This window comes from Thiocystis violascens DSM 198, assembly GCF_000227745.2.
In the GTDB taxonomy this organism is placed as follows: Bacteria; Pseudomonadota; Gammaproteobacteria; order Chromatiales; family Chromatiaceae; genus Chromatium; species Chromatium violascens.
In genome coordinates, this window is the sequence record NC_018012.1 from 2,407,052 (window position 1) to 2,430,135 (window position 23,084).

Sequence of the window (23,084 nt, forward strand, 5' to 3'; positions counted from 1 at the left end):
ATGAGACGGAGCGTGCGATGAGCCCCCGGAAATCCCGCCCGCGTCGCCGCCAGTCCGGTGCCATGACCCTGCTGGTCGGGCTGCTTCTGCTTGTCGGCGCGGGGATCCTCACCTTCAGCGCCACCCGCACCGGCGTCATCGAGCAACGCATCGCCAACAACGAATTCCGCGCCAGGGAGGCCCAGCAGGCCGCTCAGGCGGGACTCGAATACGCCCTGGCGTGGCTGGCCGAAAACCTCTGGACCACGGGAGACGCCGAGCCGACCCCGCCGCCCGTCGTCGCCGCCAGCGGTTATGTCTATCAAACCCGGCTGACCTTCGCGAAACAGCTCCATGGCGTCTGCGCGCGGGCACAGGCCACCGCCACCGCCGAGCCGGAGATCCTCGCGAACGCCTGGGAATGCTTCAATCAGACCGGTCTCTTCGATTCGACCAGCGCCACCGCCATGCCTCCGCCGCTGGTGTTGGCGGGCTGTCTGGCGGAGCCGACCGAGCCCGCGGAACTCTTCGTCCTCAACGCCGGCGCGGTCATGACCGGGCGCGCCGCCAACGCGAGCTGCCTGCCCCAGGGCAGTCTCGACATCTCCGCCTGGAACGATGGCAACGACAACCGCCTCCTGGATCTCCTGGAGGAAGGCGCGAGCGCACCCTTCGATCGGACGGCGTTCGGCGGTTGCCCCGGTGCGCTCTGCGCCTGGAACCGCCTCTTCGACATGTCGCTTGAGGACGCCAAAGCGGCCGCCACCGCGTCCGGTCATGTGTATACCAACCATATCCCCTGCGGAGCCGCCGCGCCGCCGGGCCTCTATCTCATCGAGACGACCGGCCCCATCGAGGCGGTGGATCTCGCCGGCACCTGCTCGGGGGCGGGCGGCGGCGACCACAGCATCGGCACGCCGCAACATCCCATCCTCCTGATCGTCCCCGAAGCCAGCGGCTGTCCGTCCTTCAATGACGGCATCGATATCCACGGGATTGTCTACTATGAATCGGCCAGCGCCTGCGCGACTCATGGGTGGGGAGGCGCCAGGGTTCATGGCGCGGTGATCTGGGAAGGCGACGCCGGCGCGCCCGCGGCGAACGCCCGCTTCGTCGAGACCGATTATGGAACCGGCAGCCATTTGAACGACGCCTTTCAAACGATCCGGGGAGCGACCCGCATTCCCGGCACTTGGCGCGATTGGGACTCGGACTGACGACCACACCGACGGAGGCAACGATGCTCGGACAGATCAAAGGAAAACAACGGGGTTTCAGCCTCGACGAGGCATTGATCTCGCTCGCGGTGCTGTCCTCGGGACTCCTCTCGCTCGCCCAATTCCAGGGGCAGATGCACGAAAACAGCAGTCAAACCAAGACCCAGACCACGGCCGTCAACCTAGCGCAACAGAAACTCGAAGCGCTGCGCGCGCTGGCATCCACCGACTATTCCGGCATCGTCGACAGTCAGGACACGCCCCCGACTCACCCCGGCGACAACACCAGTTTCAGCCGCCGCTGGAGCGTAGCCTCCCACGCCTCGCCGGCCTACAAGGAAGTCAGCGTCACCACCGACTGGCAGGCATTCGACGGCACGGCACAAGCGGTGACGATCAGCTCTTTTCTGGCCCCCGGCGCGCCTTATACCGGCACTCTCAATCCCCCGCCCGCCAGCGGCGGAACGACCGAGGATTAGGAACGGCGCGATCCTGACGAGGACGAGGACGAGGACGGGGTGGATCGTTCCGACACCGATTCGGACACGGACAGGGAGGAAATCGAACCCGTTCCGCTAGCGACCTGCATCTGCCAACGCAGCGGCTTCGACCAGCAGGCGCGACTCGACAACCGCAGCAGTCACCCCGATTGCTCGGATGCCTGCTGCCAGCAAGGTTGGGAGTCGAGTGCGGACGGCGCCTGTCAGAGCGATGACTGCGAGTTCGTTGCGCAATGCGGGGGCGATTAGATCAAGTTGGCGTCACCCACCACCGTAGGAGCCCGCTTGCGGGCGACATAACCCGCCAAAACCTTCGCGGGTCTGCCACCCCCCGTCGCCCGCAAGCGGGCTCCTACGTCAACACGCCGCGCGCATCGCCCGCCACTCGACGTTCACAACGATTCTATCATAACGTGTAAAAAACCCGCGCTTCGCCTAACGCGGCCGCCCCCGCCGTTTCGGAGCCGACGGCTTCGCACGGCTGGAGTCCGCGCGCGCGGACGGGCTCCGCGGCGACGGAGTCTGGCGCGACTCTCGCACTCCGCCGGTACCGGCGGGCTGAAAGCTCGGCACCAGATGCCGCTTGCCGTTGCCGATCAGATCGGCCCGGCCCATGTCTTTCAGCGCCTGGCGCAGCAGCGGCCAGTTCTCGGGATCGTGATAGCGCAGGAAGGCTTTTTGCAACCGCCGCTGCCGTTGTCCGCGCACCACCGGCACCCGTTCCGAGTGCCGCGTGACCCGTTTCAGCGGATTCCGCTCGCTGTGATGCATCGCCGAGGCGAGCGCCAGCGGGGTGGGCAGAAAGGCTTGCACCTGATCCAGACGGAAACCGTTGCGCTTGAGCCAAAGCGCCAGATTCAGCATGTCCTCGTCGGTGGTGCCCGGATGCGCGGAGATGAAATAGGGAATCAGGTACTGCTCTTTGCCGGCCTCGCGCGACGCGCGGTCGAAGAGATCCTTGAAGCGATCATAGGCACCGATGCCGGGTTTCATCATCTGACCGAGCGGCCCTGCCTCGGTGTGCTCCGGGGCGATCTTGAGATAGCCGCCGACATGGTGCGTCACGAGTTCGCGGATATAGGCCGGCGAGCGCACCGCCAGGTCATAACGCAGACCGGACGCGATGAGGACGCGCTTGATGCCGGGGACGGCGCGCGCCTTGCGGTAAAGCTGGATCAGCGGCCCGTGGTCGGTGTTGAGATTACGGCAGATGTCGGGATAGACACAGGACAGACGGCGGCAAGCGGCCTCGATGCGCCGGTCGCGGCAGGCCAAACGCCACATGTTGGCGGTCGGGCCGCCCAGGTCCGAGATGGTACCGGTGAAACCGGGCGCGCGGTCGCGGATGTCGGCAACCTCGCGCAGGATGGAGTCTTCCGAGCGACTCTGAATAATGCGGCCCTCGTGCTCGGTGATGGAGCAGAAGGTACAGCCGCCGAAGCAGCCGCGCAGGATGTTCACCGAGTGACGGATCATCTCCCAGGCTGGCAGCCGCGCCGCACCATAGCTCGAATGCGGGCAGCGGCTGAAGGGCAGTTCGTAGACCCGGTCAAACTCCGCGTCGGTCAATGGAATCGGCGGCGGATTGAGCCAGACATCGCGCTCGCCATGGGCCTGGACCAGCGCGCGGGCATTGCCCGGATTGGTCTCCAGATGAAAAACGCGCGAGGCATGGGCGTAGAGCACCGGATCGGCGCGGACCTGCTCGAAGGAGGGCAGCCGGACCACCGTCGTCGCGCGCTCCAGGCGTGGGGAGCGGGCCTGCCCGTCGCTCCCGGCGGTCGTGGCGCCCGCTCCCCGGCTGGGGCTCGCGCCATCCGGACAGGCCGGCTCGTCCTCGTAGGGGTTCGGGTCGGGACACGGAGATAACCCCTTGCGCCCCTCCCCATCGAGCCGGCTGGCATCGATCTCGGACCAGCCCTCGGGCAGGCCACGGCTCACGAAGGCCGTCCCGCGCAGATCGCGGATCTGCGCGATGGGTTCGCCGCGCGCCAGCCGATGGGCCAGTTCGACCACGGCCCGTTCCGCGTTGCCGAAAATCAGCAGATCGGCCTTGGCATCCAGTAGCACCGAACGGCGGACGGTCTCCGACCAATAATCGAAATGGGCGATGCGGCGCAGACTGGCCTCGATCCCGCCGATCACGATCGGCACCCCCTTAAAGGCTTCGTGGGCGCGCTGCGCATAGACCGTCACCGAACGATCCGGGCGTCGGTCGGGCGCCGCGTCCGGAGTGTAGGCATCGTCGGAACGCGGACGCCGGTCGGCGGTATAGCGGTTCACCATCGAATCCATGTTGCCGGCGGTGATGCCGAAGAAGAGGTTCGGCCGTCCCAGTCGCTGGAAATCCGCCGCCGAGGTCCAGTCCGGCTGGGCGAGGATCCCGACCCGAAACCCCTGCGACTCCAGCAAGCGGCCGATGATCGCCATGCCGAACGACGGATGATCGACATAGGCATCGCCGGTGACGATGACGATATCGCAACTGTCCCAGCCGAGCAGATCCATTTCGGCGCGCGAAATGGGTAACTCAGGCGCGGTGCCGAATTTATGCGCCCAGTGTTTCCGATAGGAGAACAGGTCGGGTGTGTGGTTCATCGATGCGGATACCGGGCGGGAGAGGGCAAACCGCTATTGTAGACTCATCGCTGTCGCTGGACCTGCGCCACGGTATCATCCAAAATGCACGGTCGCGGACCGCTCTGGCCCGTGGCGATGCAACCGATTTTTTGACACGCCCGCAGCTCCGACAAGATCGTCGCAGCCGATGCGAAAGGGGATGATAAGTGGATCTGGCAACCTTACTGGGTTTGGTCGGCGCAATGGGCGTCATGATCGGCGCAATTGTGCTTGGCGGCGATGTGATGGGGTTCGTCGATGTGCCATCGATCGTCATCGTCGTTGGCGGCACCGCCTTTGTCGTGCTGTTCCGCACCACCATGGGCCAGTTCCTCGGCAGCTTCAAGGTCGCACTAGGCGCCTTTCTCCACAAGGGTACCGCGCCGCTGAAGCTGATTGAGGAGGCGGTCAGTCTCGCCAATGTCGCCCGCAAGGAAGGTTTGCTGGCCCTGGAAGGCAAAGAGATCTCGCATCCCTTCCTGAAGACCGGCATCAGCCTTTGCATCGACGGCCACGCCCCGGACGTGGTCAGCAAGGTACTGTCGAAGGACATCAATCTCACGATTCAGCGGCAGGAAGCCGGTTACGGCGTCTTCAAGGCGGTCGCCGAGGTCGCCCCGGCGATGGGCATGATCGGCACCCTCATCGGTCTGGTGCAGATGCTGGCAAACATGTCCGACCCGAAAAGTATCGGCCCCGCCATGGCGGTGGCGCTGCTGACCACACTCTATGGCGCGGTGATCGCCAACGCGGTCGCCACGCCCATTGCGGAAAAGGTCAAATTGCGCAGCAACGAGGAAAAACTGTCCAAAACGCTCATCCTTGAGTCTATTTCAGGCATTCAGGAAGGTCTGAATCCGCGCGTGCTGGAGCAGCTTCTGATGGCCTATCTGCCGGAAAGTCAGCGGCAAAGCAGCAAGAGCTAAGCGCACCCATCCGGCAAGACGAGGTCAACGATGGACGAAGAATGCGAATGCCCCGAACCGCCAGCCAGCATTCCCGAATGGGTGATGACCTTCGCCGATTTGATGTCGCTGCTGATGGTGTTCTTCGTGCTGCTGCTGTCCTTTTCCGAAATGGACGTGCTGAAATTCAAGCAGATCGCCGGTTCGATGAAGGTCGCCTTCGGCGTCCAGCGCGAGGATCGGGACGCGATGAATATTCCGATGGGCACCAGTATCATCGCCCAGGAATTTTCGTCGGCTCAACCCGAGCCCACTGTGATCAACGAAGTCCGTCAACAGACCACGGATACTTCCAAACAGTACCTTGAGATCAAGGATCCGGCAGTCGAGGATGCCAAGAATAAAGAGGAGGAACTTGAAGAGGCCCTCAAAAAAGAAGTCGCCGATGGTCTCCTGGAGATCAGTACCATCGACGACCAGGTCATCATCCGCATCCGGGAAAAAGGCTCCTTTGCGTCGGCATCCGCGGCCATCGGTCCTGATTTCCTGAAGGTGCTGACGAAAATCGGCGATGCGCTGAATCAGGTGCAAGGCCGGATCATCGTTGCCGGCCATACCGACGATATCCCGATCGAGACCCGCGAATTCCCGTCCAACTGGATTCTGTCGGCCGCGCGCGCGGCGGCGGTCGCTTATACCATGACCGATCGCGGCGACATCGAGCCCGCACGGGTGGAGATTCGCGCCTATGCCGACAATCGCCCGCTGGAACCGAACAACTTGCCCGAGGGTCGAGCGAGCAACCGGCGTGTGGAAATCATCGTACTCGGCGATCGCGACGCGGCCTCCTTGCTGAAGGATGCCATCGAGTCCGATACTACCCAAGTGACGCCAACCAGATCACGTCCCTGAAGGTCCACGAAACCATGTCAGAACAGGAAAGACGCCGATATTTTCGGATCGACGATCACGTTGGACTGCAATTGACGGCGATTCCGGCCGCAGACGAGGCTGCCGCGATTCGGAATTTCGCCGACGCCAGCGCGCGTGCCGGCCTGATCAATGAATTGCGCGCCATCCGCGAAACGCACCTGTCGCAGCGCAGAAGCCTTGAGAGCCGATTTCCGACAGTCGCCGCCTACATCGGTTCGCTGGAACGACAGATCGACACCCTGGCGTTCGCGCTCGATGACCGGGACGATTTTCCGCGCAACCCGGATACGCCCGTCAACCTCAGCGGACAGGGGTTGAGTCTGCTGACCGATTTGGGCCTAGCGGTCGGATCGCTCGTCGAGGTCAAACTAGCGCTGTTTCCCGACCGCAGTCGAATCAACGCGCTCGCGCGCATCGTCAAGCTCGACGGCGGAGAAAACGGGGCGGAAACCGCGCTCGAATTCACCCACCTGCGAGAAGCGGATCGCGAGGCCATCATTCACCATGTGCATGCCGTGCAACGGGTGCGTCTGCTTGCGCAAACCCTTGACGAATAAGTCCGATCACACGACTAAGCGCCGACCTGGCCGAACTGGCGGTTGACCCGCCGTTCCGCCGCATCCCAGATTTGACCAGGGCCGCGCGGCAAGTATTCGCGAGCCTCGACCCGCTGGCCCTCGAACAACCGACCGTTCAGACGTTCGATCAGCGCCAGACCTTCCTCCGGAGTCGCGGTTCGGGCAACGACGAAATGATAATTCCGCGCATGCTCGTCGTAACCCTCATGACATTGAAAGTGGGTGCGCAAGTCGACCCCATGCAGAAAATCCGTGAGTTCGACCAGGGTCGCCGTTCCCGGCAGATTGCCAATAAAGATATCCAATTGCTGACTCCTCCGCGACGCGCAAGGCAAGGCAATGCACAATCAGGGATTGCCGACCGACGTGATTTCGCGACCGCTCAACTTGCCGCGGACTCGTCATCGCCCTTTTCCAGATCATTCTCAAGCTCGCTTTCAAACCTAGCCAAGCGAGCCTCCAGCCGTTCGAGCATCTCTTGTTGGCGCTTGACCTGCTTCAGCAAATCCGGCAAACGAGCCAGTGCCGCATTTTCCCGCAGCGACTGTTTCAACCCCCGGGCGGGTGTGCCGAACACCGCCGCGCCGGGCGGCACGTCCTTAACGACGCCTGACTGCCCGCCGATCCGGGCGCCATCGCCGACGCGCAGATGATCGGAGATCGCCACCTGCCCCGCAACCACCACGCCATCGCCAACCGTGGAACTCCCGGCGATTCCGGATTGGCTGACCAGGATGGTATGGCAACCCACCGAGACGTTATGGGCCACCTGGACCAGGTTGTCGATCTTGCTGCCGCACCCGATCCGGGTGACGCCCAGGGTGGCGCGATCGATACAGCTATTGCAGCCAATTTCCACGTCATCCTCGACAACGACCCGACCGAGTTGCGGCACCTTGCGGTGTCCGCTCCCGTCCCAGCGAAAGCCGAAACCGTCGCCGCCGATCACCGCGCCCGGATGCACGATGCAGCGATCGCCGAGTTCGCAATCGCGCAGGATGCTGACGTTGGCGCCGATCAGGCAGTCGTCGCCGATGCGGACGCCCGGCCCGAGAGAGACGCCCGGACCGATGCGCGAACCGCTCCCGACCACCGCGCCAGCGGCGATGACCGCGCAAGCACCGACCGCCACGTCCGCGCCCAGTTCGGCAGCCGGGTGAATCGTCGCGCTCGGATGACGACCCTCGATTTCGGGCGCGGGAAGAAAAAAAGCCGCGATCTCGAAAAAACGCGCGCGCGGATCCGCGACCCGCAGAAGCGGTTTGTCCGCGACGACAGGGAAATTTTCGCCGACGAAAATGAGCGCCGCCTGACTCCGCGCGACCGCCACTGACTGACCGGCATCCTCGGCGAAACAGAGATCATGCGGCCCGGCCTGCTCCAGGGTGTTGACGCCCCGGATTCGGTTCGCATAGGCAGCCGCACCCAGCGCATCCAGCGCCTCCCGCAAACGAGTGGATGAAGTCATGTCGATTCTGAGTGGTCAGTGGGTCAGGGCGCCCAATAGAAGGCTTCCTGGATCGCTCCGGTTGCCGGCACCGTCACCTCGCGAGTCTGGATCTGACCGGCTTTATCGAGGGTCAGGAGATACCGGCCCGGCGCGAGATTGACGTAGAACCAAGGGCCTTTCGAGACGGCCGTCAGCAATGTCGGTCCAGCCATGTCGCTGACCCGCACCTTGATGTCCGCCAGATAGGCGCCCGAGCCCTGCACGGCGAACAGGAGCCGCAGATTGTAGTTGGACTTGACCAGCGCCATCTCTTCTCGCTCGGATGAGCCGATCCCGCCGCTAACGTAGGGGATTCCGACCGCCGGCTCGGATGGCGGCACCTGTGCGGGGATCGTGCTCGGTGCTGGCACGGTTGACGGTGCCGGCTCCGCGGTCATCGGGGGCGCCTCTGTCGTCACGGGAACGCTCGGCGCCTCGGGTGCCGTCGCGGACTCGGACACGGGCGTCGACAGCGGCAGAATCGTCCCCGCCGGCAGCACCGTGCCCGCAGGCAGGACGGTTCCCGCGGGTAACACGATCCCGCCCGGCAGAATCGTCTCCTCGGATAAAATCATCTCTGCGGGCAACTCCATACCGGTCGGCGCGACCGCGCCGGGCGGAGCGATCTCCCATTGGGCGGGCGCCGGCTCCATCGGCGCGCCCTCTTGCGCGAAAGCGGGTGCAGCCAGACAGCAGGCCGCGAAGAGCGGTGTCAGCAAGTCGGTTCCGAGGTGTCGCATCAAGGCGATCTCCGCATGAATTCAGTACAAAGGCGCTTGATCGCGGCCCGATCTCCCGCCCGATATCAGGCAATCCCGTTCGGCTCAGTGTATCCCAATTGAGTCGCGCAAAGACAATGCACGCCGTTCGACCATGTCCAGCTAACAGCTAAGGTGATTTCCGGACAAGCGCATACCGGAATTGCATCCGTTCGCGGTGACATTGAATCCGTTCGTGGTGAGCATGTCGAACCATGAACGGATTCAATGTCGGCCTCGGAGCGCGATTTTCCGATCATCCTTCGACAAGCTCAGGACGAACGGAAAATCGGTAAAGTCTTTCCCGGAAATCGCCTAACAGCTAACAACTGACAACTGACAACTGACAACTGACCACCGTTCCATCAACGCTTCCCCACCCGCCGCCGATCAAGCCGCTCGACGAACTCGGCGATCAGACGCGAGTAGAGTTGATCGCCAAGCACCTTGTCCTCGACTCCCGCGTCCAGACTCGGATTATCGTTGACCTCGATCACCACCGGACCTGCGGGAGTTTCCTTAAGGTCGACCCCATACAGCCCGTCGCCAATCAGATCGGCCGCCTTGAGCGCGGCTTTCACGACCGATTGCGGCACCTGATCCATGGCCAGGGTCTCGAAGCCACCCTGCTCATGCCCGCCGTCGACGCCATGCTTGACGATCTGCCAGTGATCCCGGCTCATCAGATACTTGCAGGCATAGAAAGGCGTGCGACCGAGGACGCCAATGCGCCAGTCAAACGGCGTGTAGAGATACTCCTGCGCCAGGATCAGATCCGATTCCTTGAACAGCTTGGCCGCAATCCGGGTCAACCCGGCGCGCTCATCGGCCTTGAACACACCTCGCGAGAAAGACCCTTCCGGAATCTTCAACACCACCGGGTAGCCGATCCGCTCCTCGGCCTCCATCAGGCTCTCCTTGCGCAACACTAGTGTTTTAGGCCGGGGAATACGATGGGCGGCCAGCAGTTCGGCCAGATAGACCTTGTTGGTGCAGCGCAGAATGGACTCCGGGTCATCGATGACGACCATGCCCTCGCTATCGGCCTTTTTCGCGAACCGAAAGGTGTGATGCCCAATCCGAGTCGTCTCGCGGATGAAAAGCGCATCGTATTCGGCGAGCCGGCTGTAATCCTTGCGCTGAATCAGTTCCACGTTGACGCCCAGCGCCTTACCGGCCTTGACGAAGCGCGCGAGCGCCTTGGGATCGGACGGCGGCAGATCCTCGGCCGGATCGTGCAGGATCGCGAGATCGTAGCGGTAGGACAGGCGCGCCCGCGGCTGGCGCCAACGTTGGGAGAGATACCCTTCCATGGCGGAAAACAACGGCGCTTCGCCAGCGCCGGTGACCGCCGCCAGCGGCAGCGCCTTGATGGCGCCGATGCGCCAGGTGCCCTGGAGCTTGAACTCGACCTTCAAGATCGGACAGCGGAAGGTCTCGAAGATGAGCCGAGCCAGCGGCTGCAATTCCTTTACATCGCACTGGCCAAAACAAATGGTCAGCTCATAGGCGGTCGGGGCCAGGGCAGATGTCTTGCGACGGGCCAGCAGTCGCTGCGCCAGACCGTCCAACTCCTCGGTCGCCAGACTGTAGATCTCCCGACTGGAGAGTTCCTGAATGGTGCGCACGCTCGGGATGACCTTATGTCCACGCGCCTCGGCAAGCAGCGAGCAGTAATAGCCCACCGACAGATAGCGATAGCTCCGACACAGGTTGATGACGCGCAGATCGCGCTTGGCGGCCAGCTCGCCGCCCGCCAGATAGTCGCGCGCGGTGACCACCGGCAGGCGCGGAAACTCCGGTTTCCAGTCGCCCTGTTGCTCCACCAGCAGCAGGTGCTCAGCCATCCCGGCTGGCTCCCGCGAGGTGTGACACCAGAACGACGGCCTGCAATCCGACTCGGCCATAGCGGGCCATGCGGGTGAATTCGTCGCGTTGAATCGGCATATCGATCGAGTCCAGCGTCGTCTCTCCGTTGTCGTAGTCGACATAGGGGTCGTGGACATAGACGAAGTGTTCGTCGAAGCCCGTAATCACAACCCAGTGGGGGAATTTTTCCTGATAGATGCGGTAGGAACTGATGAGCACCAGGGGCACGGCGCCAGCATCCCAGCGCCGCTGAAGGTCATCGAGCGAAAGGGTTCCCTGCGTGACCGGGATGCCCAGGCGTCCAGCCTCGGCGAGCATGTCCTCGTGGACCAGACGCATGACCTCCTTCTTCTCCGGGCTGCGTACCGAGGCGACCAGCGGCACGCCGGGGTCATTAACGAAGACTTCCACGCCGAAGCCGCGATGATGGGCCGCCAGCGCCAGACCCAACGGACCGCAGCCGCCATGCCCGGAGGTCATGAAAATGGTGGTGGACTCGCGCCAGATGCGCAATTCGAGCGTGCGGTTCAGTTCCAGGCTTGGACGCAGCGCCTGCATGGCCATCATCAAGGAGGACGAGCCGCAGGTGAAATCCAGCGTCTGCTCGTAGAAAGGCACCCGCTTCAGCTCGGGCTTGAGGCCGGGCGAGAGTGTCTTCTCGTAGCGCAGCGCCTCCATGTGGTCTTCGTAATAGTCCGAAAGGATCCCGAAACGCCGGTAACCGGCCCCCTCGAACAACGCCTGGGAGGCCAGATTGTCGCGGCGGATCTCCAGTCGAAGGTAGGCGCGCTCCCGCTCCCAGGCGGCGTCCTCGGCGGCCACCACCAGCTTCCGGCCGATGCCGCGTCCGCGCGCCTGGGAAAGCACGGCGATCGAGTACAGCCGGGCGACCGAGGTGGCTCGACTGAACAGCAAGAGGACATAGCCGAGCAGGCCCTCGTCATCTTCCGCCACCAGGGTCTGGGCGCGCCCGCGCGTCAACAGGTAACGGAACTGGCGGCGGCTGATCCGGTCTGTCTCGAAACAGCGATTCTCCAAACTCAGCAGAGCGCCAAGATCGCTTAATCGAGCCAAGCGGATACACGGCGGCGGGGATGCCGGGTCGGCGGGAAGACTGAATGTGGATGGCTCGCGGGACACTGGCGATGGACGGAACGAGGGGATAAGCTGGCGCAATCTACAGGGCGGACGAAAAAAAGCAAGACAGATGAACGCGGAATCCTTGAAAGAATCGATCCGACGCGAATTGCCGGAAATCCTGCGCACCGACCCGGAGTTCCGTGCCTACCTCCTGAATCTGACCCGCGAGGAATATGCCGGAAGGACAGAGACGAACGACCGCTTTTACGAACTCCTGGGCGAGTTGCGCCGCGATCGCGAGAAGAACGAGCGGAAATGGGAAGAAAATAACCGCAAATGGGACGAGCAGCAGCGGGAAGACAAACGGAAGTGGGATGAAAACAACCTCAAATGGGCGGAACAAAATCGCCAATGGCGCGAGGATCAGGCGGCGGCTCGCGAGGAATTCAGACTGGTCCATGAGGAAATCATGGCCCAGGCCAAAAAGTTCGACCGCTCGATCGGCGCGCTGGGCGCGCGCTGGGGTCTGCAATCGGAGAAAGCCTTCCGCGACGCCCTGGCGGGCATCCTGGAGGACAGCTTTGGCGTGCAGGTGATCAACGTCAACGAGTATGACGACCAGGGCGAGGTCTTCGGGCGTCCCGACCAAGTCGAGTTGGATGTCATCATCCAGAATGGCCTGCTGCTGATCTGCGAACTGAAATCCTCGATCGACAAGGCGGGGATGTACAGCTTCGAGCGCAAGGCGCGCTTCTACGAGCGCCGGCATGGGCGCACGGCCAACCGGCTGATCGTGATCTCGCCGATGATCGACGCCCGCGCCGCCAAGGTCGCCGAACGCCTGGGGATCGAAACCTATGGCGATTCGACCGAACTGAAGGCGTTGTAATCCAACTACTGTCGGAGCCCCCCGCATCCATGGTCACCCAAGCCCCGCCCCTCTTGCGCATGCTCCATGATCTCATCGGCACCCTGTCGGTCAGCAGCGTCACGCCCGCTTTCGATCACGGCAACCGCCCATTGATCGACCTGCTGGCCGGCTGGCTGGAGTCCGCCGGTTTCCGGGTCGAGATTCTTGCCATCCCCGGTCACCCGGACAAATTCAATCTGCTAGGGACATTGGGCAGCGGCCCCGGCGGACTGGTGCTCTCCGGTCATAGCGACACCGTCCCCTTCGACGCGCCGCTCTGGAACCACGATCCACTCAAGCTCACCGAGGCGGATGGGCGCTATTACGGGCTCGGCACCTCGGACATGAAGTCTTTTCTCGCGCTCGCCATCGAGGCCGCGCGCGGTCTGACGGCGAAGGATCTGACCTGTCCGCTCATGATCCTGGCCACCGCCGACGAGGAGTCCGCCATGCACGGTGCCCGCGCCCTGGTCGAGGCCGGACGCCCGCTCGGCCGCTATGCCGTCATCGGCGAGCCGACCGGACTTCGGCCGGTGCGGCTGCACAAGGGCGTGATGGGCGAGGCGGTACGACTGATCGGTCGCAGCGGACACGCCAGCGATCCGAGTCTGGGCAATAACGCCATGGACGGAATGCATGAGGTTCTGACCGCCGTGCTCGCCTGGCGCGAGGAGTTGCAACGCGCCCATCGTCATCCGGCCTTCGCGGTCCCCTACCCCACCCTCAATCTCGGCCACATCCATGGCGGGGACAATCCCAACCGCATCTGTGGCGAGTGCGAACTGCATCTGGACCTGCGCGTCCTGCCCGGACTCGACCCCGCCGATCTGCGCGCCGAGCTGTCTAGACGGGTCGAGACGATTGGCCTGCGGCGCGGGTTGCGCTGGTCGGTCGCGCCCTTGTTCGAGGCGATTCCGGCGGCGGAGACACCCGCCGACTCCGCCATCGTGCGCGTCAGCGAAGCCTTGACCGGACACGCCGCCGAGGCGGTCAGTTTCGGCACCGAAGCGCCTTTCTTCAACCGGCTCGGGATGGACACCGTGGTGCTCGGTCCGGGCGACATCGCCCAGGCGCATCAGCCCGACGAATATCTGGCGCTCGATCGGATCGCGCCGACCCTGGAACTGCTACGCGCCTTAATCAGACAGTTCTGCCAGTCATGACGGTGGAGGCGATGTCCGGCCAACCGTTGGCCGACGGATTTCTCATCGTCCTTGACATCGTCCAGCCGCTTTCGGAAGGATAAGCCGAAATCGCCTGGATCATGAAGGCGTCGTTTCGAGTCATCGATCAAGTCGGCATCAACCCATCCAGGAAGACACCTCATGCGTTGGCGAACAGGCAGACGAAGCGACAATATCGAGGATCGCCGGGACGGCGGTTCCGGGAACCTCCCTTTCGGAACCCAACGCCCGCTGCGCGTGGGACGCAGGGTCGGTGTCGGCGGCGGTCTCGGGGGATTGCTCCTGATCGTTGTCCTGTTGTTCCTGGGTGTCGACCCCAGCCTTCTGCTCACCGACTCCGGCCAGATCGCCGTTCCCCAGCAGGCGCCGATGGGGCAAAGCGGTCCGTCGCCATTCGATGCCGGTCCGTCTGAAACCCCGAATCGACGCGCCTCGGGTCAGGACGAGCTGGCGGATTTCGTCTCGGTGATCCTCGCCGATACAGAGGATACCTGGAGCACGATCTTCAGGGAGCGAGGGGAACGCTACAGCGACCCCAAATTGGTTATGTACAGCGGCATGACCCGCTCCGCCTGCGGACTCGGCAAGGCCGCCATGGGCCCCTTCTACTGCCCCGCCGACCGCAAGGTCTATATCGATCTGGATTTTTATCGCGAGTTGCGCGACGGTCTGGGCGCCGATGGCGACTTCGCGCAGGCCTACGTGATCGCGCATGAGATCGGCCATCACGTCCAGAATCTGCTCGGCATCTCCGATCAGGTCGACGCGCTGCGCGAGCGGGCGAGTCAGACCGAGGCCAATGCGCTCTCGGTGCGACTGGAACTCCAGGCCGACTGTTTCGCCGGACTCTGGGCGAAACGTGCCCATCAGGCCCGCAATATCCTGGAACAGGGCGACATTGAGGAGGGCCTGAACGCCGCCTCGGCCATCGGCGACGACCGCCTTCAGCGCCAGAGCCGCGGCTATGTCCGTCCGGACAGCTTCACGCACGGCAGTTCGACCCAGCGGGTAAGCTGGTTCAAGCGCGGTCTACAGGAGGGTACGCTCGCGGCCTGCGATACCTTTGCGGCCGAGCGGTTATAAGTAGTGCATTCCCCAACGGCCTTGCCAGTCCCTGGACCCGCCGCGAAGGTCAAAGCACGGGGCCGAGCATCGCGATGGTGTTGTTCCATAACCGGCGGTGGCGGGTCCAGCCGGCGACACTGGCCGGCGTCACCGCCCGCGCCTTGGCGATGTAGCTGTCCTGACGCTGGCGCATCGCGGCGGTCAGTACCGGGTCGTGGAGCAGAATGTTGTTCTCGTAATTCAGATCGAAGCTGCGCCGATCCATATTGGCCGAGCCGATCAGCGTCACCTCGCCGTCCAGGGTCAGCGACTTGGTGTGCAGCAGACCGCCCAGGTATTCGTAAATCTTGACCCCGGCATCCAACAGGTCGGCGTAATAGCTGCGGCTCGCCGCGCCGACAACCCAACTGTCATTGCGGGCCGGAAAGACGATGGTCGTGGAAACGCCACGGCGGGCGCTGGCGCACAGCGCGGCTTGAATGGACTCGTCCGGCACATAGTAGGGCGTGGTGATGACGAGTTCGCGCCGCGCGCTGAACATCAGCGTCTCGAACAGTTCCGGCATGGCCGCGTAACGCACGGTTGGGCCGGTACCGATCACCTGGGCGGCAAAGCCGATTTCCGGCGCATCCACCGAACGCAGCAGCAGTTCGCCGAGATCCTCGTCCACATGCGACATCCAGTCGGCGGCGAAGAGAAACTGATTCTGCCGCGCCACCGGACCCTCGAAGCGCATCATCGCATCCACCCAAGGCGCGTATTTCGGCTTGACCCGAAACGCGGGGTCGGCACAGTTCTGACTGCCGCAATAGGTAATCCGGTTATCGATGACGACGATCTTACGGTGGTTGCGCAGATCGATCCGACCCTTCATCGGGCGCAGCAAGGGGTTGCCGATGGGCAGCGCGCGGGCCAGCCGAATACCGGCGTGTCGCATCGACTCCCAGTGCGGCGAACGGATCATCAGCTTCGAGCCGAGATCATCGGCCATGGCGCGGCAGATCACGCCGCGCGCGGCGGCACGCTTCAGCGCCGCGACGACCTTGCCGCCATTTCCATCCGGCAGCCAGATGTAGAAAATCAGATGGACCGTGTCCCGCGCCGCGTCGATGTCGGCCACGATCGCCTCGATGGCGGCATCGGAATCCGGCAACAGGCTCGCGCGGTTACCGCCAACGGGTGCGAAGCCGCTGATGGATTGGCCCACGCTGAACAGATGTGCCATGCGTTCCGGAGGCTGTGCAAGCACGATGGCCCGCGCCATCCCTGGCGCGGTCGTCAAATTTGGCAACCGCGCCAGTGTCGCGCGCATCCGCTCGATTCGCCGGCGGCCGAGATTGACTTCGCCGAGCAGGACGTAGGCGACGATGCCGACGAGCGGCAACGCGGCCATGACGACGACCCAGGCGATGCGCGAAGCCGGATCCCGATGCGGACGCAGCAGCGCCCGCACGATGAGCGCGATCTGCAGCGACAGATGGAGCGCCAACAGCAGCGCGGCGATCAGCGGGCTATTGTTCATAGAATCCTCATTCAGGATACTCTTCCGCCCGCCGCGCATCCCCGCGCACCTTCTCCGCCGGATACCGTTGTTCGTTGATCGCGATCTTCTCCTCGGCCGCGGCGATCAGATCCACCCCAAGCCGTTCGGACAGACGGATCAGATACAGCAGAATATCCGCCAGTTCATGGGCCACCCGCCGCTTTTTTTCGTCCTCCAGCGCGGCGCTCTGCGCCTCCGTGAGCCACTGAAAATGCTCCAGCAACTCGCCGGCCTCCCCGGCGAGCGCCATGGCGAGGTTCTTAGGCGAATGAAACTGTTCCCAGTCGCGCTCGCGGGCGAACTGGAGCAGACGGGCGTTGAGCTGGTGGAGACTATCGGGCATTAAATTGCGTCCTGAGTGATAGATGACGTTTGAGCGATAGGCAGCCTCTCCGGCAACCCAAAGAGCCGGTGCTAGACGCGATTTAATATATTGAAATTCAATAATTTAAATCGCATTTGTCAGGATTGCCCTTGATTGATCCGAGGTCGTACTCATTCGAAAACAGCGCATTCATGCTGGATGCGGGTTAGAACTCTCCGAAATATCCTGGCTCTGCCGCCATTTTTCCAATGTTTCCGATGTCTCTGAAACGAGTTGACGAAATTGAGATTCTCGGGCGGTATCGTCATCCTCAGACGCACCCAACCGCTCCCGCCCGCGCGCAATCGCCGCGCGCACCTGGGCCGGGGCCGTGCCGCCGAGGTGATCGCGCGCCGCGACCGAACCCTCCAGCGTCAACACCGCAAAGACCTCCTCGCCGATGGCGTCCGAGAACTGGCGCAGTTCGGCCAGCGTCAGTTCGGCCAGATCGCGCCCCTCGCGCACGCCGAGCGCGACCGCCTTGCCGACGATTTCATGGGCGTCGCGAAAGGGAATGCCCCGGCGGACCAAATAATCGGCCAGATCGGTGGCGGTGCTGAAGCCCTGTTTGGCGGCGGCGCGCATCCGCTCGCGGTTGCAGGTCAGGTTGCCCATCATGTCCGCGTAGACCTTGAGCGAACCCTTGAGGTTGTCGACGGTGTCGAACAGCGGTTCCTTGTCTTCCTGATTGTCCTTGTTGTAGGCCAACGGCTGGCCTTTCATCAGGGTCAACAGCCCCATCAGATGACCGAAGACGCGTCCGCTCTTGCCGCGGACCAGTTCGGGCACGTCCGGGTTTTTCTTCTGCGGCATGATCGAGGAGCCGGTACAGAAGCTGTCCGCAAGCTCGACGAAGCCGAACTGAGCCGAGGACCAGAGGATAAGTTCCTCCGAAAAGCGCGACAGATGCATCATGAGGATGGCGGCGTCGGCGGCGAATTCGATGGCGAAGTCGCGATCCGAGACGGCATCGAGCGAGTTTTCGGCCGGGCGGTCGAAGCCAAGCAGTTCGGCGGTGTAGTGGCGATCGATGGGATAGGTCGTCCCGGCCAGGGCGGCGGCGCCGAGCGGCATCACATTCATCCGCCGGCGGCAGTCGGCGAGGCGCTCGCGGTCGCGCTCCAGCATCTCGAACCAGGCCAGCAGGTGATGACCGAAGGTGATGGGCTGGGCGACCTGAAGATGGGTGAAGCCGGGCAGGATGGTGTCGACCTCGCGTTCGGCCAGATCGAGCAGCGCCTGCTGGAGCCGCAGGATGGCGGCGCGGATGGCGTCGATCTCGTCGCGCAGCCAGAGCCGCACGTCGGTGGCGACCTGATCGTTGCGCGAGCGCCCGGTGTGCAGCTTCTTGCCGGCCTCGCCGATGTCGGCGGTGAGCGCGGACTCCACGTTCATGTGAACATCCTCCAACGGGATCGACCAGACAAATTCGCCGGCATCGATCCGCGCGCGCACCGCCTCCAGCCCGCTCACAATGGCGTCGCGCTCGGTGGCGGTCAGGATGCCCTGACGGGACAGCATGGTCGCATGGGCGATCGAACCCTGAATGTCGTAGCGGTACAGCCGCCGATCGAAGTCGACGGAGGCGGTGAAGGCCTCGACGAAGGCATCGGTCGGCGCATTGAAGCGCCCGGCCCAGGGCTTGGCGGAGGGGTTTGGTTCATTCATTCAGAAGATCCGGCAAGTGGCAAAGGTTCGATTCTACACGCTGTCTTTCCCGTATCGGACCTGGTGTCACCGGATGCATCCTAGACCAGGATCGTCGTTCCGGCCAACCTAAGGCGAACAGTCACCCTGGAGCCGCTCAGCGTTACCCTGTCTACAGCCACCAAGTACAAGTCGTTTTTCTGGTCTATCTTGTGAAAGCGCATCCAGCGCGAACGCTCCGGCTTGAGCGCGGTTGGCGCACTGTTTTCGATCACCAACGGGAATGGCAACGGCGATGCGGATTCTGGTTGTTGACGATGATTCCTCCGCCCGAGACCAGCTCCGGCATCTGCTCGCCGAGTTCGATGGCGATCATGCGCTGGCCGGAGAGGCCGCGGACGGGTGGGAGGCGATTTCCTGCTGCCGGTCGCAGCCGATCGATCTCGTTCTGCTGGATGCGCGAATGCCCGGCATGAGCGGGACCGAGGTCGTCCGGCGACTGGCTCAACTAGACGCGCCGCCAGCGGTCATTCTGATGGCGGCCGACGAACCGTCAACCTCAGCCGTCACAGGTAGTCAGGGGGCGGCCTGTCTGCCCAAACCCGTACAGCGCGAACGATTGGAAGAGGAACTCGCACGGATCAGCCGTCAGTTGAACCAGTCAGCCGTCCCGGTGGTTGGAGTCGAATCCCCGGTCGCCCCGTATCCGGGCCGTCGTCGCCAGATCAGCGCGCGCTATCGCGGTCAAGTGTGTACGGCGCCAGTCCGCGACATCCTCTTTCTGCGGGCGGATCAGAAATATGTCGCGATTCGCCATCCCGGCGGCGAATTGCTGGTCGACGAATCGCTACGCACCTTCGAGCAGGAATTCGGGGATCTTTTTGTGCGCATTCATCGCAATGCACTGGTGGCGCGCGCGCGGCTGGTCGGTTTGGAGAAAACCGGTCAGGGTCACTTTCAGGCAAGATTGAGCGACTGCGACGAACGCCTGCCCGTGAGCCGTCGACATGTGGCGAAGGTCCGCCGTTGGCTGCGCGAGCGAACCCTTGAACCATCAGAATGACCGGCGCGTGAGCGTCCAAAAGCCAAAGGCCAACAGCCCGATCCAAAGCGCCGCGAGCCAGCCGATGGTGCCGTCATACTCGCCCACCAGAAAGGCGACGTTGGACGCATCGTTGCCGTCCGTGACCCGGCGTGTCATCTGGATCACGAAGACCCAGCCGGCATGCAGCCCGATACACCAGCCGATTTGCCCGGTGCGCTCGCGAACCAGCGCCAGGAACACGCCCACGCAAAAGAGCGCGACCATGGAATCCAGGTTGTTCCATTGAAAGAGATCGCCGAAGACATGGGCGAACATCCAGAGCGCACCGGTCCAGTCGAAGACCATGCCGGCGGGCAGCGCGCCCGGTTTCATGAAGTGCACCAGGGCGTAGAGCAGCGCGGACCAGACGATGGCGGAGCGCATGCCGTCGCGGCGCCGGATCGCGCTATAGAGCGCGCCGCGAAAAAAGGTTTCCTCCAGAAATCCGATCAGCAAACCGCCGATCAGCGCCTGCGCGGCTTTACCGGCAATGCCTGGCCAGGGATTCGGGTCCGGAATCCGGATGTCCAGCGCGAGCAGAACCAGCACCAGGGCCAGCAGAATTGCCACGCCCTGCAACCAGCCCAGTCCCACCGAGCGGCGCCAGACCCGCCCGCTCACGGCATAGCCCAGCGCACCGCGATCGGCGAGCGACAGCCAGCGCAGCAAAGGCCAGATGCCGAGCAGCATGAAGATCTGGGCGAGACGGCCCATCGCCCGCTGGGGCTCCAGATCGATCCAGCCGGTCGCCAGCAGCGCGGGGGCGAGCAGCGCAGCCAGAATCAGGCAGACGAGGAGATAGAGGAAAAATTGAAGGGTCGCGCGCATGTCGTCGATGGTGGTGGTTAGTGGTTAGTGGTTAGTGGTTAGTGGTTAGAAAGTGTCCATCAACTGTTTCCCGACGTGAGCGGCACTGTCTGGCAGCAGTCGAGACGTCGAAAATGGACAGTTGCTGAATGACGATCTCACGCGGAGGCGCGGAGTGCGCGGAGTGCGCGGAGAAAGACAGGATGAATGATGGGGAAGGGCTCCAAGGGGCCTCCCGATGGCAATCGCTCGGCGTGAGCCGTCGGACCGCTTCCGACTCTCCGCGTGCTCCGCGTCTCCGCGTGAAACTTAGACAGTGTCCATCAACTTTAAAGCGCGTCCAGCACGAGACTCCAGGTTGCGCTAAGGTGTCAGCCTACCATTGACACCCAAAGTCTCCACGATGGACGCGCTTTAAAATGTACAAACTCATCGTTTCGGATCTCGACGGAACCCTGCTCAATGCCGAGCATCGGCTGGGCGATTATACCCGCGAGATCTTGAGCGCCCTGCGGCGGCAGGGGATCGAGATCATGCTCGCCTCCGGGCGTCATTATCAAGACATCCGCGGACTTTCCGGGCGGTTGGGTGGTCCGGACGGCCTGATTTCCAGCAATGGCGCGGCGGTACATGACCGCCTGGACCAGCTGCTGCATTGCCGTGCGATCGACCCCGATTGCCTCCCCTTTCTGTTGTCCGGTCCGGCCTTCGCTCGGGCGCAGACGAATGTGTACCGGATCGACGACTGGGTCGTCGAGACGCCTGAACCGAGCCTGCTCCAGTATCACCGGGAATCAGGTTTCGCCTATCGAGTCAGCGACTTCGCCGCGCTCGACGACGCGCCCGTGCTGAAGGTCTTCTATTTCCATGACGACGCTGCGTATCTGCGCGGCCTGGAGCGTCTGATCCTTGATGGTCATGGCGACCGGCTCACCATCACCTATTCGCTCCCGAACGTGCTGGAAGTCATGGCCCAGGGGGTTTCCAAGGGCGCGGCGCTCGCCCGCGCGCTGGAGCAGCGTGGCATCCAACCCGCGAACGTGATCGCCTTCGGCGACGGTCGTAACGATCTGGAAATGCTGCGCGACGTGGGTAAAGGGGTCTTGATGGGCAACGCCGCGCCGGAGTTGAAAGACGCGTTGCCCGATTTGGAGGTGATCGGATCGAACACGGATGAATCGGTTGCCCGCTATCTGGCTCGTGCCTTCCAGTTCCAGGTTGACGACACACTTTAAACCGCACCGCCCTCATCACCTATCACATTCTGGCAAACTGCCGCTCAGAGGGTGTAGACAAAAATAATTGAGCTGCTATTTGTATACCAGTCTACAACTGAGCTGGTGTGCGCTGATGTCGAAAGCTGGTCGTCCCCCCAAGATTCACGAGGCGGAGCAAGCGGTATTGCGTCAAATTGTCACGGATCGCCCGACCTCCACGCTGTCAGAGATTGCCCGGGAACTCGCGGCACGGACGGGAATCGAGGCTCATGAAGCAACGATTCGCAAGTCCTTGCGGGAGGCGGGCGTCACGCGCCTCCGGGGCGAGAGTGGTCTCGAGGCGCAAGCGCGCGCAACGCCGCGTCGGTATGGGTATACGGATGCGCATCGTCGCCACGACCCCGACCAAAGCTACCCAAGTTGTCTGACCGATGCGGAGTGGGACTTGGTCGCCGCTCTCTTTGAGATGCCGGGCGGGCGGGGTCAACCGCCCCGCGTGTCGCGCCGGAGCATCCTGGAGGCGTGTTGCTACGTGGTGCGCACGGGGTGCGCGTGGCGGATGCTGCCGCACGATTTCGCGCCTTGGCAGAATGTCTACAAGACGTTTCGCCGTTGGAGTGCGGCTGGGAAGTTTGAGCAGATGCATGATCGACTGCGGGGGCAATGGCGCGAACGCGAGGGGCGTGAGATCGCGCCGACGGCGGCGGTGCTGGATGCGCAATCGACCCGCGGCTCGCCGCAGGGTGGACCGAGCGGCTTTGATGCGGGCAAGCAGGTCAAGGGGCGCAAGCGCAGCCTGGTGGTCGATACCTTGGGGTTCGTGTTGGCGGTGAGCGTGGTCGCGGCCAATCTTCAGGACCGCGATGCCGCCTCGGGCGCCGTCGCTGACGCGGCCGCCAAGTACCCCCAGATCAACACGCTGTTTGTCGATAGCGCCTACGCCGGTCAATTTGCCCAAACCACCGAGCAGACCCACGCGATCCGCGTGGAAGTCGTGCGCCATCCAGCCAACAAAAGCGTTGGCTCCTGGCACGTGGACGGGGCGCCTGACCGAGTGGTGATCGCCAACGCCGACGGCTTCGTTCCGCTGCCGAAGCGCTGGGTTGTCGAGCGCACCCATGCGTGGAATGAGCGTGCCCGTCGATTGATCATGCATCATGACCGTCTGCCAGCGGTCTCCGAAACCTGGGTTTGGCTGGCGGAGGCGCGCATCCTGCTGCGGCGGTTGACCACAACGGTTTGATTTTGTCTACACCCTCTCAGAGGTTGTGAACAATTCGATTTTCGCGGCATCGCGGCGATGCAAACGCCCCAGTCCTGACGAGATGGTCTCGTA

General features: G+C 63.3%; 22 protein-coding genes. 12 read left to right on the forward strand and 10 right to left on the reverse strand.

The annotated features are described in order from the left end of the window. The first annotated feature begins 17 nt into the window (after window positions 1-17). The 3 genes from THIVI_RS10655 to THIVI_RS10665 are packed head-to-tail and all read left to right on the forward strand — an operon-like array spanning window position 18 to window position 1,945. Window positions 18-1,196, forward strand: coding sequence for a hypothetical protein (locus THIVI_RS10655; protein ID WP_014778602.1), 1,179 nt, complete (start codon window positions 18-20; stop codon window positions 1,194-1,196). A gap of 23 nt (window positions 1,197-1,219) precedes the next feature. Then, window positions 1,220-1,675 carry a type IV pilus modification PilV family protein gene (locus tag THIVI_RS10660; RefSeq protein WP_014778603.1) on the forward strand — a complete coding sequence of 152 codons (456 nt, stop codon included), beginning with the start codon at window positions 1,220-1,222 and terminating at the stop codon, window positions 1,673-1,675. Between the two features lie 39 nt (window positions 1,676-1,714). Next, window positions 1,715-1,945 (forward strand): hypothetical protein, encoded by a 231-nt coding sequence (locus THIVI_RS10665; protein WP_014778604.1) that lies wholly within the window; start codon window positions 1,715-1,717, stop codon window positions 1,943-1,945. 186 nt (window positions 1,946-2,131) lie between these two features. Here THIVI_RS10665 and THIVI_RS10670 read toward each other — a convergent pair whose 3' ends face one another. Next, the gene (locus THIVI_RS10670) at window positions 2,132-4,294 is read right to left on the reverse strand and encodes a YgiQ family radical SAM protein (protein ID WP_014778605.1); all 2,163 of its coding nucleotides are present in this window, start codon (window positions 4,292-4,294) and stop codon (window positions 2,132-2,134) included. A gap of 188 nt (window positions 4,295-4,482) precedes the next feature. Between THIVI_RS10670 and pomA the strand changes: the two genes are divergently transcribed. The 3 genes from pomA to THIVI_RS10685 are packed head-to-tail and all read left to right on the forward strand — an operon-like array spanning window position 4,483 to window position 6,710. Further along, window positions 4,483-5,241, forward strand: coding sequence for a flagellar motor protein PomA (gene pomA, locus THIVI_RS10675; protein WP_014778606.1), 759 nt, complete (start codon window positions 4,483-4,485; stop codon window positions 5,239-5,241). A gap of 30 nt (window positions 5,242-5,271) precedes the next feature. Continuing rightward, entirely contained in the window at window positions 5,272-6,132 is an 861-nt protein-coding gene (locus THIVI_RS10680) for a flagellar motor protein MotB (protein WP_014778607.1), read from the forward strand. Between the two features lie 14 nt (window positions 6,133-6,146). Beyond that, window positions 6,147-6,710 (forward strand): PilZ domain-containing protein, encoded by a 564-nt coding sequence (locus THIVI_RS10685; protein ID WP_014778608.1) that lies wholly within the window; start codon window positions 6,147-6,149, stop codon window positions 6,708-6,710. 14 nt (window positions 6,711-6,724) lie between these two features. On the opposite strand, the gene THIVI_RS10690 is transcribed toward THIVI_RS10685, so the two are convergent. From THIVI_RS10690 to THIVI_RS10710, 5 genes are all read right to left on the reverse strand, one after another. Further along, window positions 6,725-7,036 carry an RNA-binding protein gene (locus THIVI_RS10690; RefSeq protein ID WP_014778609.1) on the reverse strand — a complete coding sequence of 104 codons (312 nt, stop codon included), beginning with the start codon at window positions 7,034-7,036 and terminating at the stop codon, window positions 6,725-6,727. Window positions 7,037-7,113: 77 nt separating this feature from the next. Further along, on the reverse strand, window positions 7,114-8,199 hold the full coding sequence (gene lpxD / locus THIVI_RS10695; RefSeq protein ID WP_014778610.1) for a UDP-3-O-(3-hydroxymyristoyl)glucosamine N-acyltransferase: 1,086 nt from the start codon (window positions 8,197-8,199) through the stop codon (window positions 7,114-7,116). A 23-nt stretch (window positions 8,200-8,222) separates the two neighbouring features. Beyond that, the gene (locus tag THIVI_RS10700; RefSeq protein WP_014778611.1) at window positions 8,223-8,960 is read right to left on the reverse strand and encodes a hypothetical protein; all 738 of its coding nucleotides are present in this window, start codon (window positions 8,958-8,960) and stop codon (window positions 8,223-8,225) included. Between the two features lie 383 nt (window positions 8,961-9,343). Beyond that, a complete protein-coding gene (locus THIVI_RS10705; protein ID WP_014778612.1) occupies window positions 9,344-10,825 on the reverse strand; it encodes a RimK family alpha-L-glutamate ligase in 1,482 nt (493 codons plus the stop codon). Beyond that, complete coding sequence (locus tag THIVI_RS10710; protein WP_041447507.1) at window positions 10,818-11,927, reverse strand: GNAT family N-acetyltransferase/peptidase C39 family protein; 1,110 nt, start codon at window positions 11,925-11,927, stop codon at window positions 10,818-10,820. The genes THIVI_RS10705 and THIVI_RS10710 overlap by 8 nt, the downstream gene beginning before the upstream one ends. A 127-nt stretch (window positions 11,928-12,054) precedes the next feature. Between THIVI_RS10710 and THIVI_RS10715 the strand changes: the two genes are divergently transcribed. The 3 genes from THIVI_RS10715 to ypfJ all read left to right on the forward strand — a co-directional run bounded on the left by THIVI_RS10715 (window position 12,055) and on the right by ypfJ (window position 15,104). Then, on the forward strand, window positions 12,055-12,816 hold the full coding sequence (locus tag THIVI_RS10715) for a PD-(D/E)XK nuclease family protein (RefSeq protein ID WP_014778614.1): 762 nt from the start codon (window positions 12,055-12,057) through the stop codon (window positions 12,814-12,816). Window positions 12,817-12,845: 29 nt separating this feature from the next. Then, on the forward strand, window positions 12,846-14,000 hold the full coding sequence (gene argE, locus THIVI_RS10720) for an acetylornithine deacetylase (RefSeq protein ID WP_014778615.1): 1,155 nt from the start codon (window positions 12,846-12,848) through the stop codon (window positions 13,998-14,000). A gap of 162 nt (window positions 14,001-14,162) precedes the next feature. Then, complete coding sequence (gene ypfJ, locus THIVI_RS10725) at window positions 14,163-15,104, forward strand: KPN_02809 family neutral zinc metallopeptidase (protein WP_014778616.1); 942 nt, start codon at window positions 14,163-14,165, stop codon at window positions 15,102-15,104. A 49-nt stretch (window positions 15,105-15,153) separates the two neighbouring features. Here ypfJ and cls read toward each other — a convergent pair whose 3' ends face one another. From cls to argH, 3 genes are all read right to left on the reverse strand, one after another. Continuing rightward, window positions 15,154-16,608 (reverse strand): cardiolipin synthase, encoded by a 1,455-nt coding sequence (cls, locus tag THIVI_RS10730; RefSeq protein ID WP_014778617.1) that lies wholly within the window; start codon window positions 16,606-16,608, stop codon window positions 15,154-15,156. 7 nt (window positions 16,609-16,615) lie between these two features. Continuing rightward, complete coding sequence (locus tag THIVI_RS10735) at window positions 16,616-16,972, reverse strand: nucleotide pyrophosphohydrolase (protein WP_014778618.1); 357 nt, start codon at window positions 16,970-16,972, stop codon at window positions 16,616-16,618. 171 nt (window positions 16,973-17,143) lie between these two features. Continuing rightward, window positions 17,144-18,661 carry an argininosuccinate lyase gene (gene argH / locus THIVI_RS10740; RefSeq protein WP_014778619.1) on the reverse strand — a complete coding sequence of 506 codons (1,518 nt, stop codon included), beginning with the start codon at window positions 18,659-18,661 and terminating at the stop codon, window positions 17,144-17,146. Window positions 18,662-18,935: 274 nt separating this feature from the next. On the opposite strand from argH, the gene THIVI_RS10745 reads away from it, so the two are divergent. Further along, window positions 18,936-19,703, forward strand: a complete 768-nt coding sequence (locus THIVI_RS10745; protein ID WP_014778620.1) for a LytR/AlgR family response regulator transcription factor — start codon at window positions 18,936-18,938, stop codon at window positions 19,701-19,703. Here THIVI_RS10745 and THIVI_RS10750 read toward each other — a convergent pair. Next, on the reverse strand, window positions 19,695-20,552 hold the full coding sequence (locus THIVI_RS10750) for a CPBP family intramembrane glutamic endopeptidase (protein WP_014778621.1): 858 nt from the start codon (window positions 20,550-20,552) through the stop codon (window positions 19,695-19,697). The two genes, THIVI_RS10745 and THIVI_RS10750, sit on opposite strands and share 9 nt — an antisense overlap. 398 nt (window positions 20,553-20,950) lie before the next feature. On the opposite strand from THIVI_RS10750, the gene THIVI_RS10755 reads away from it, so the two are divergent. Continuing rightward, window positions 20,951-21,766 (forward strand): Cof-type HAD-IIB family hydrolase, encoded by an 816-nt coding sequence (locus tag THIVI_RS10755; protein WP_014778622.1) that lies wholly within the window; start codon window positions 20,951-20,953, stop codon window positions 21,764-21,766. 115 nt (window positions 21,767-21,881) lie between these two features. Next, window positions 21,882-22,991, forward strand: coding sequence for an IS5 family transposase (locus THIVI_RS10760; RefSeq protein ID WP_041447215.1), 1,110 nt, complete (start codon window positions 21,882-21,884; stop codon window positions 22,989-22,991). Window positions 22,992-23,084: the final 93 nt, after the last annotated feature.

What these genes read in the sequence shown, in the direction of transcription:
- THIVI_RS10655 (WP_014778602.1), top strand. Translation starts at nt 18, where the DNA reads ATGAGCCCCCGGAAATCCCGCCCGCGTCGCCGCCAGTCCGGTGCCATG.
- THIVI_RS10660 (WP_014778603.1), top strand. Translation starts at nt 1,220, where the DNA reads ATGCTCGGACAGATCAAAGGAAAACAACGGGGTTTCAGCCTCGACGAG.
- THIVI_RS10670 (WP_014778605.1), bottom strand. Translation starts at nt 4,294, where the DNA reads ATGAACCACACACCCGACCTGTTCTCCTATCGGAAACACTGGGCGCAT.
- THIVI_RS10680 (WP_014778607.1), top strand. Translation starts at nt 5,272, where the DNA reads ATGGACGAAGAATGCGAATGCCCCGAACCGCCAGCCAGCATTCCCGAA.
- THIVI_RS10685 (WP_014778608.1), top strand. Translation starts at nt 6,147, where the DNA reads ATGTCAGAACAGGAAAGACGCCGATATTTTCGGATCGACGATCACGTT.
- lpxD (WP_014778610.1), bottom strand. Translation starts at nt 8,199, where the DNA reads ATGACTTCATCCACTCGTTTGCGGGAGGCGCTGGATGCGCTGGGTGCG.
- THIVI_RS10700 (WP_014778611.1), bottom strand. Translation starts at nt 8,960, where the DNA reads ATGCGACACCTCGGAACCGACTTGCTGACACCGCTCTTCGCGGCCTGC.
- THIVI_RS10705 (WP_014778612.1), bottom strand. Translation starts at nt 10,825, where the DNA reads ATGGCTGAGCACCTGCTGCTGGTGGAGCAACAGGGCGACTGGAAACCG.
- THIVI_RS10715 (WP_014778614.1), top strand. Translation starts at nt 12,055, where the DNA reads ATGAACGCGGAATCCTTGAAAGAATCGATCCGACGCGAATTGCCGGAA.
- argE (WP_014778615.1), top strand. Translation starts at nt 12,846, where the DNA reads ATGGTCACCCAAGCCCCGCCCCTCTTGCGCATGCTCCATGATCTCATC.
- ypfJ (WP_014778616.1), top strand. Translation starts at nt 14,163, where the DNA reads ATGCGTTGGCGAACAGGCAGACGAAGCGACAATATCGAGGATCGCCGG.
- cls (WP_014778617.1), bottom strand. Translation starts at nt 16,608, where the DNA reads ATGAACAATAGCCCGCTGATCGCCGCGCTGCTGTTGGCGCTCCATCTG.
- THIVI_RS10735 (WP_014778618.1), bottom strand. Translation starts at nt 16,972, where the DNA reads ATGCCCGATAGTCTCCACCAGCTCAACGCCCGTCTGCTCCAGTTCGCC.
- argH (WP_014778619.1), bottom strand. Translation starts at nt 18,661, where the DNA reads ATGAATGAACCAAACCCCTCCGCCAAGCCCTGGGCCGGGCGCTTCAAT.
- THIVI_RS10745 (WP_014778620.1), top strand. Translation starts at nt 18,936, where the DNA reads ATGCGGATTCTGGTTGTTGACGATGATTCCTCCGCCCGAGACCAGCTC.
- THIVI_RS10750 (WP_014778621.1), bottom strand. Translation starts at nt 20,552, where the DNA reads ATGCGCGCGACCCTTCAATTTTTCCTCTATCTCCTCGTCTGCCTGATT.
- THIVI_RS10755 (WP_014778622.1), top strand. Translation starts at nt 20,951, where the DNA reads ATGTACAAACTCATCGTTTCGGATCTCGACGGAACCCTGCTCAATGCC.
- THIVI_RS10760 (WP_041447215.1), top strand. Translation starts at nt 21,882, where the DNA reads ATGTCGAAAGCTGGTCGTCCCCCCAAGATTCACGAGGCGGAGCAAGCG.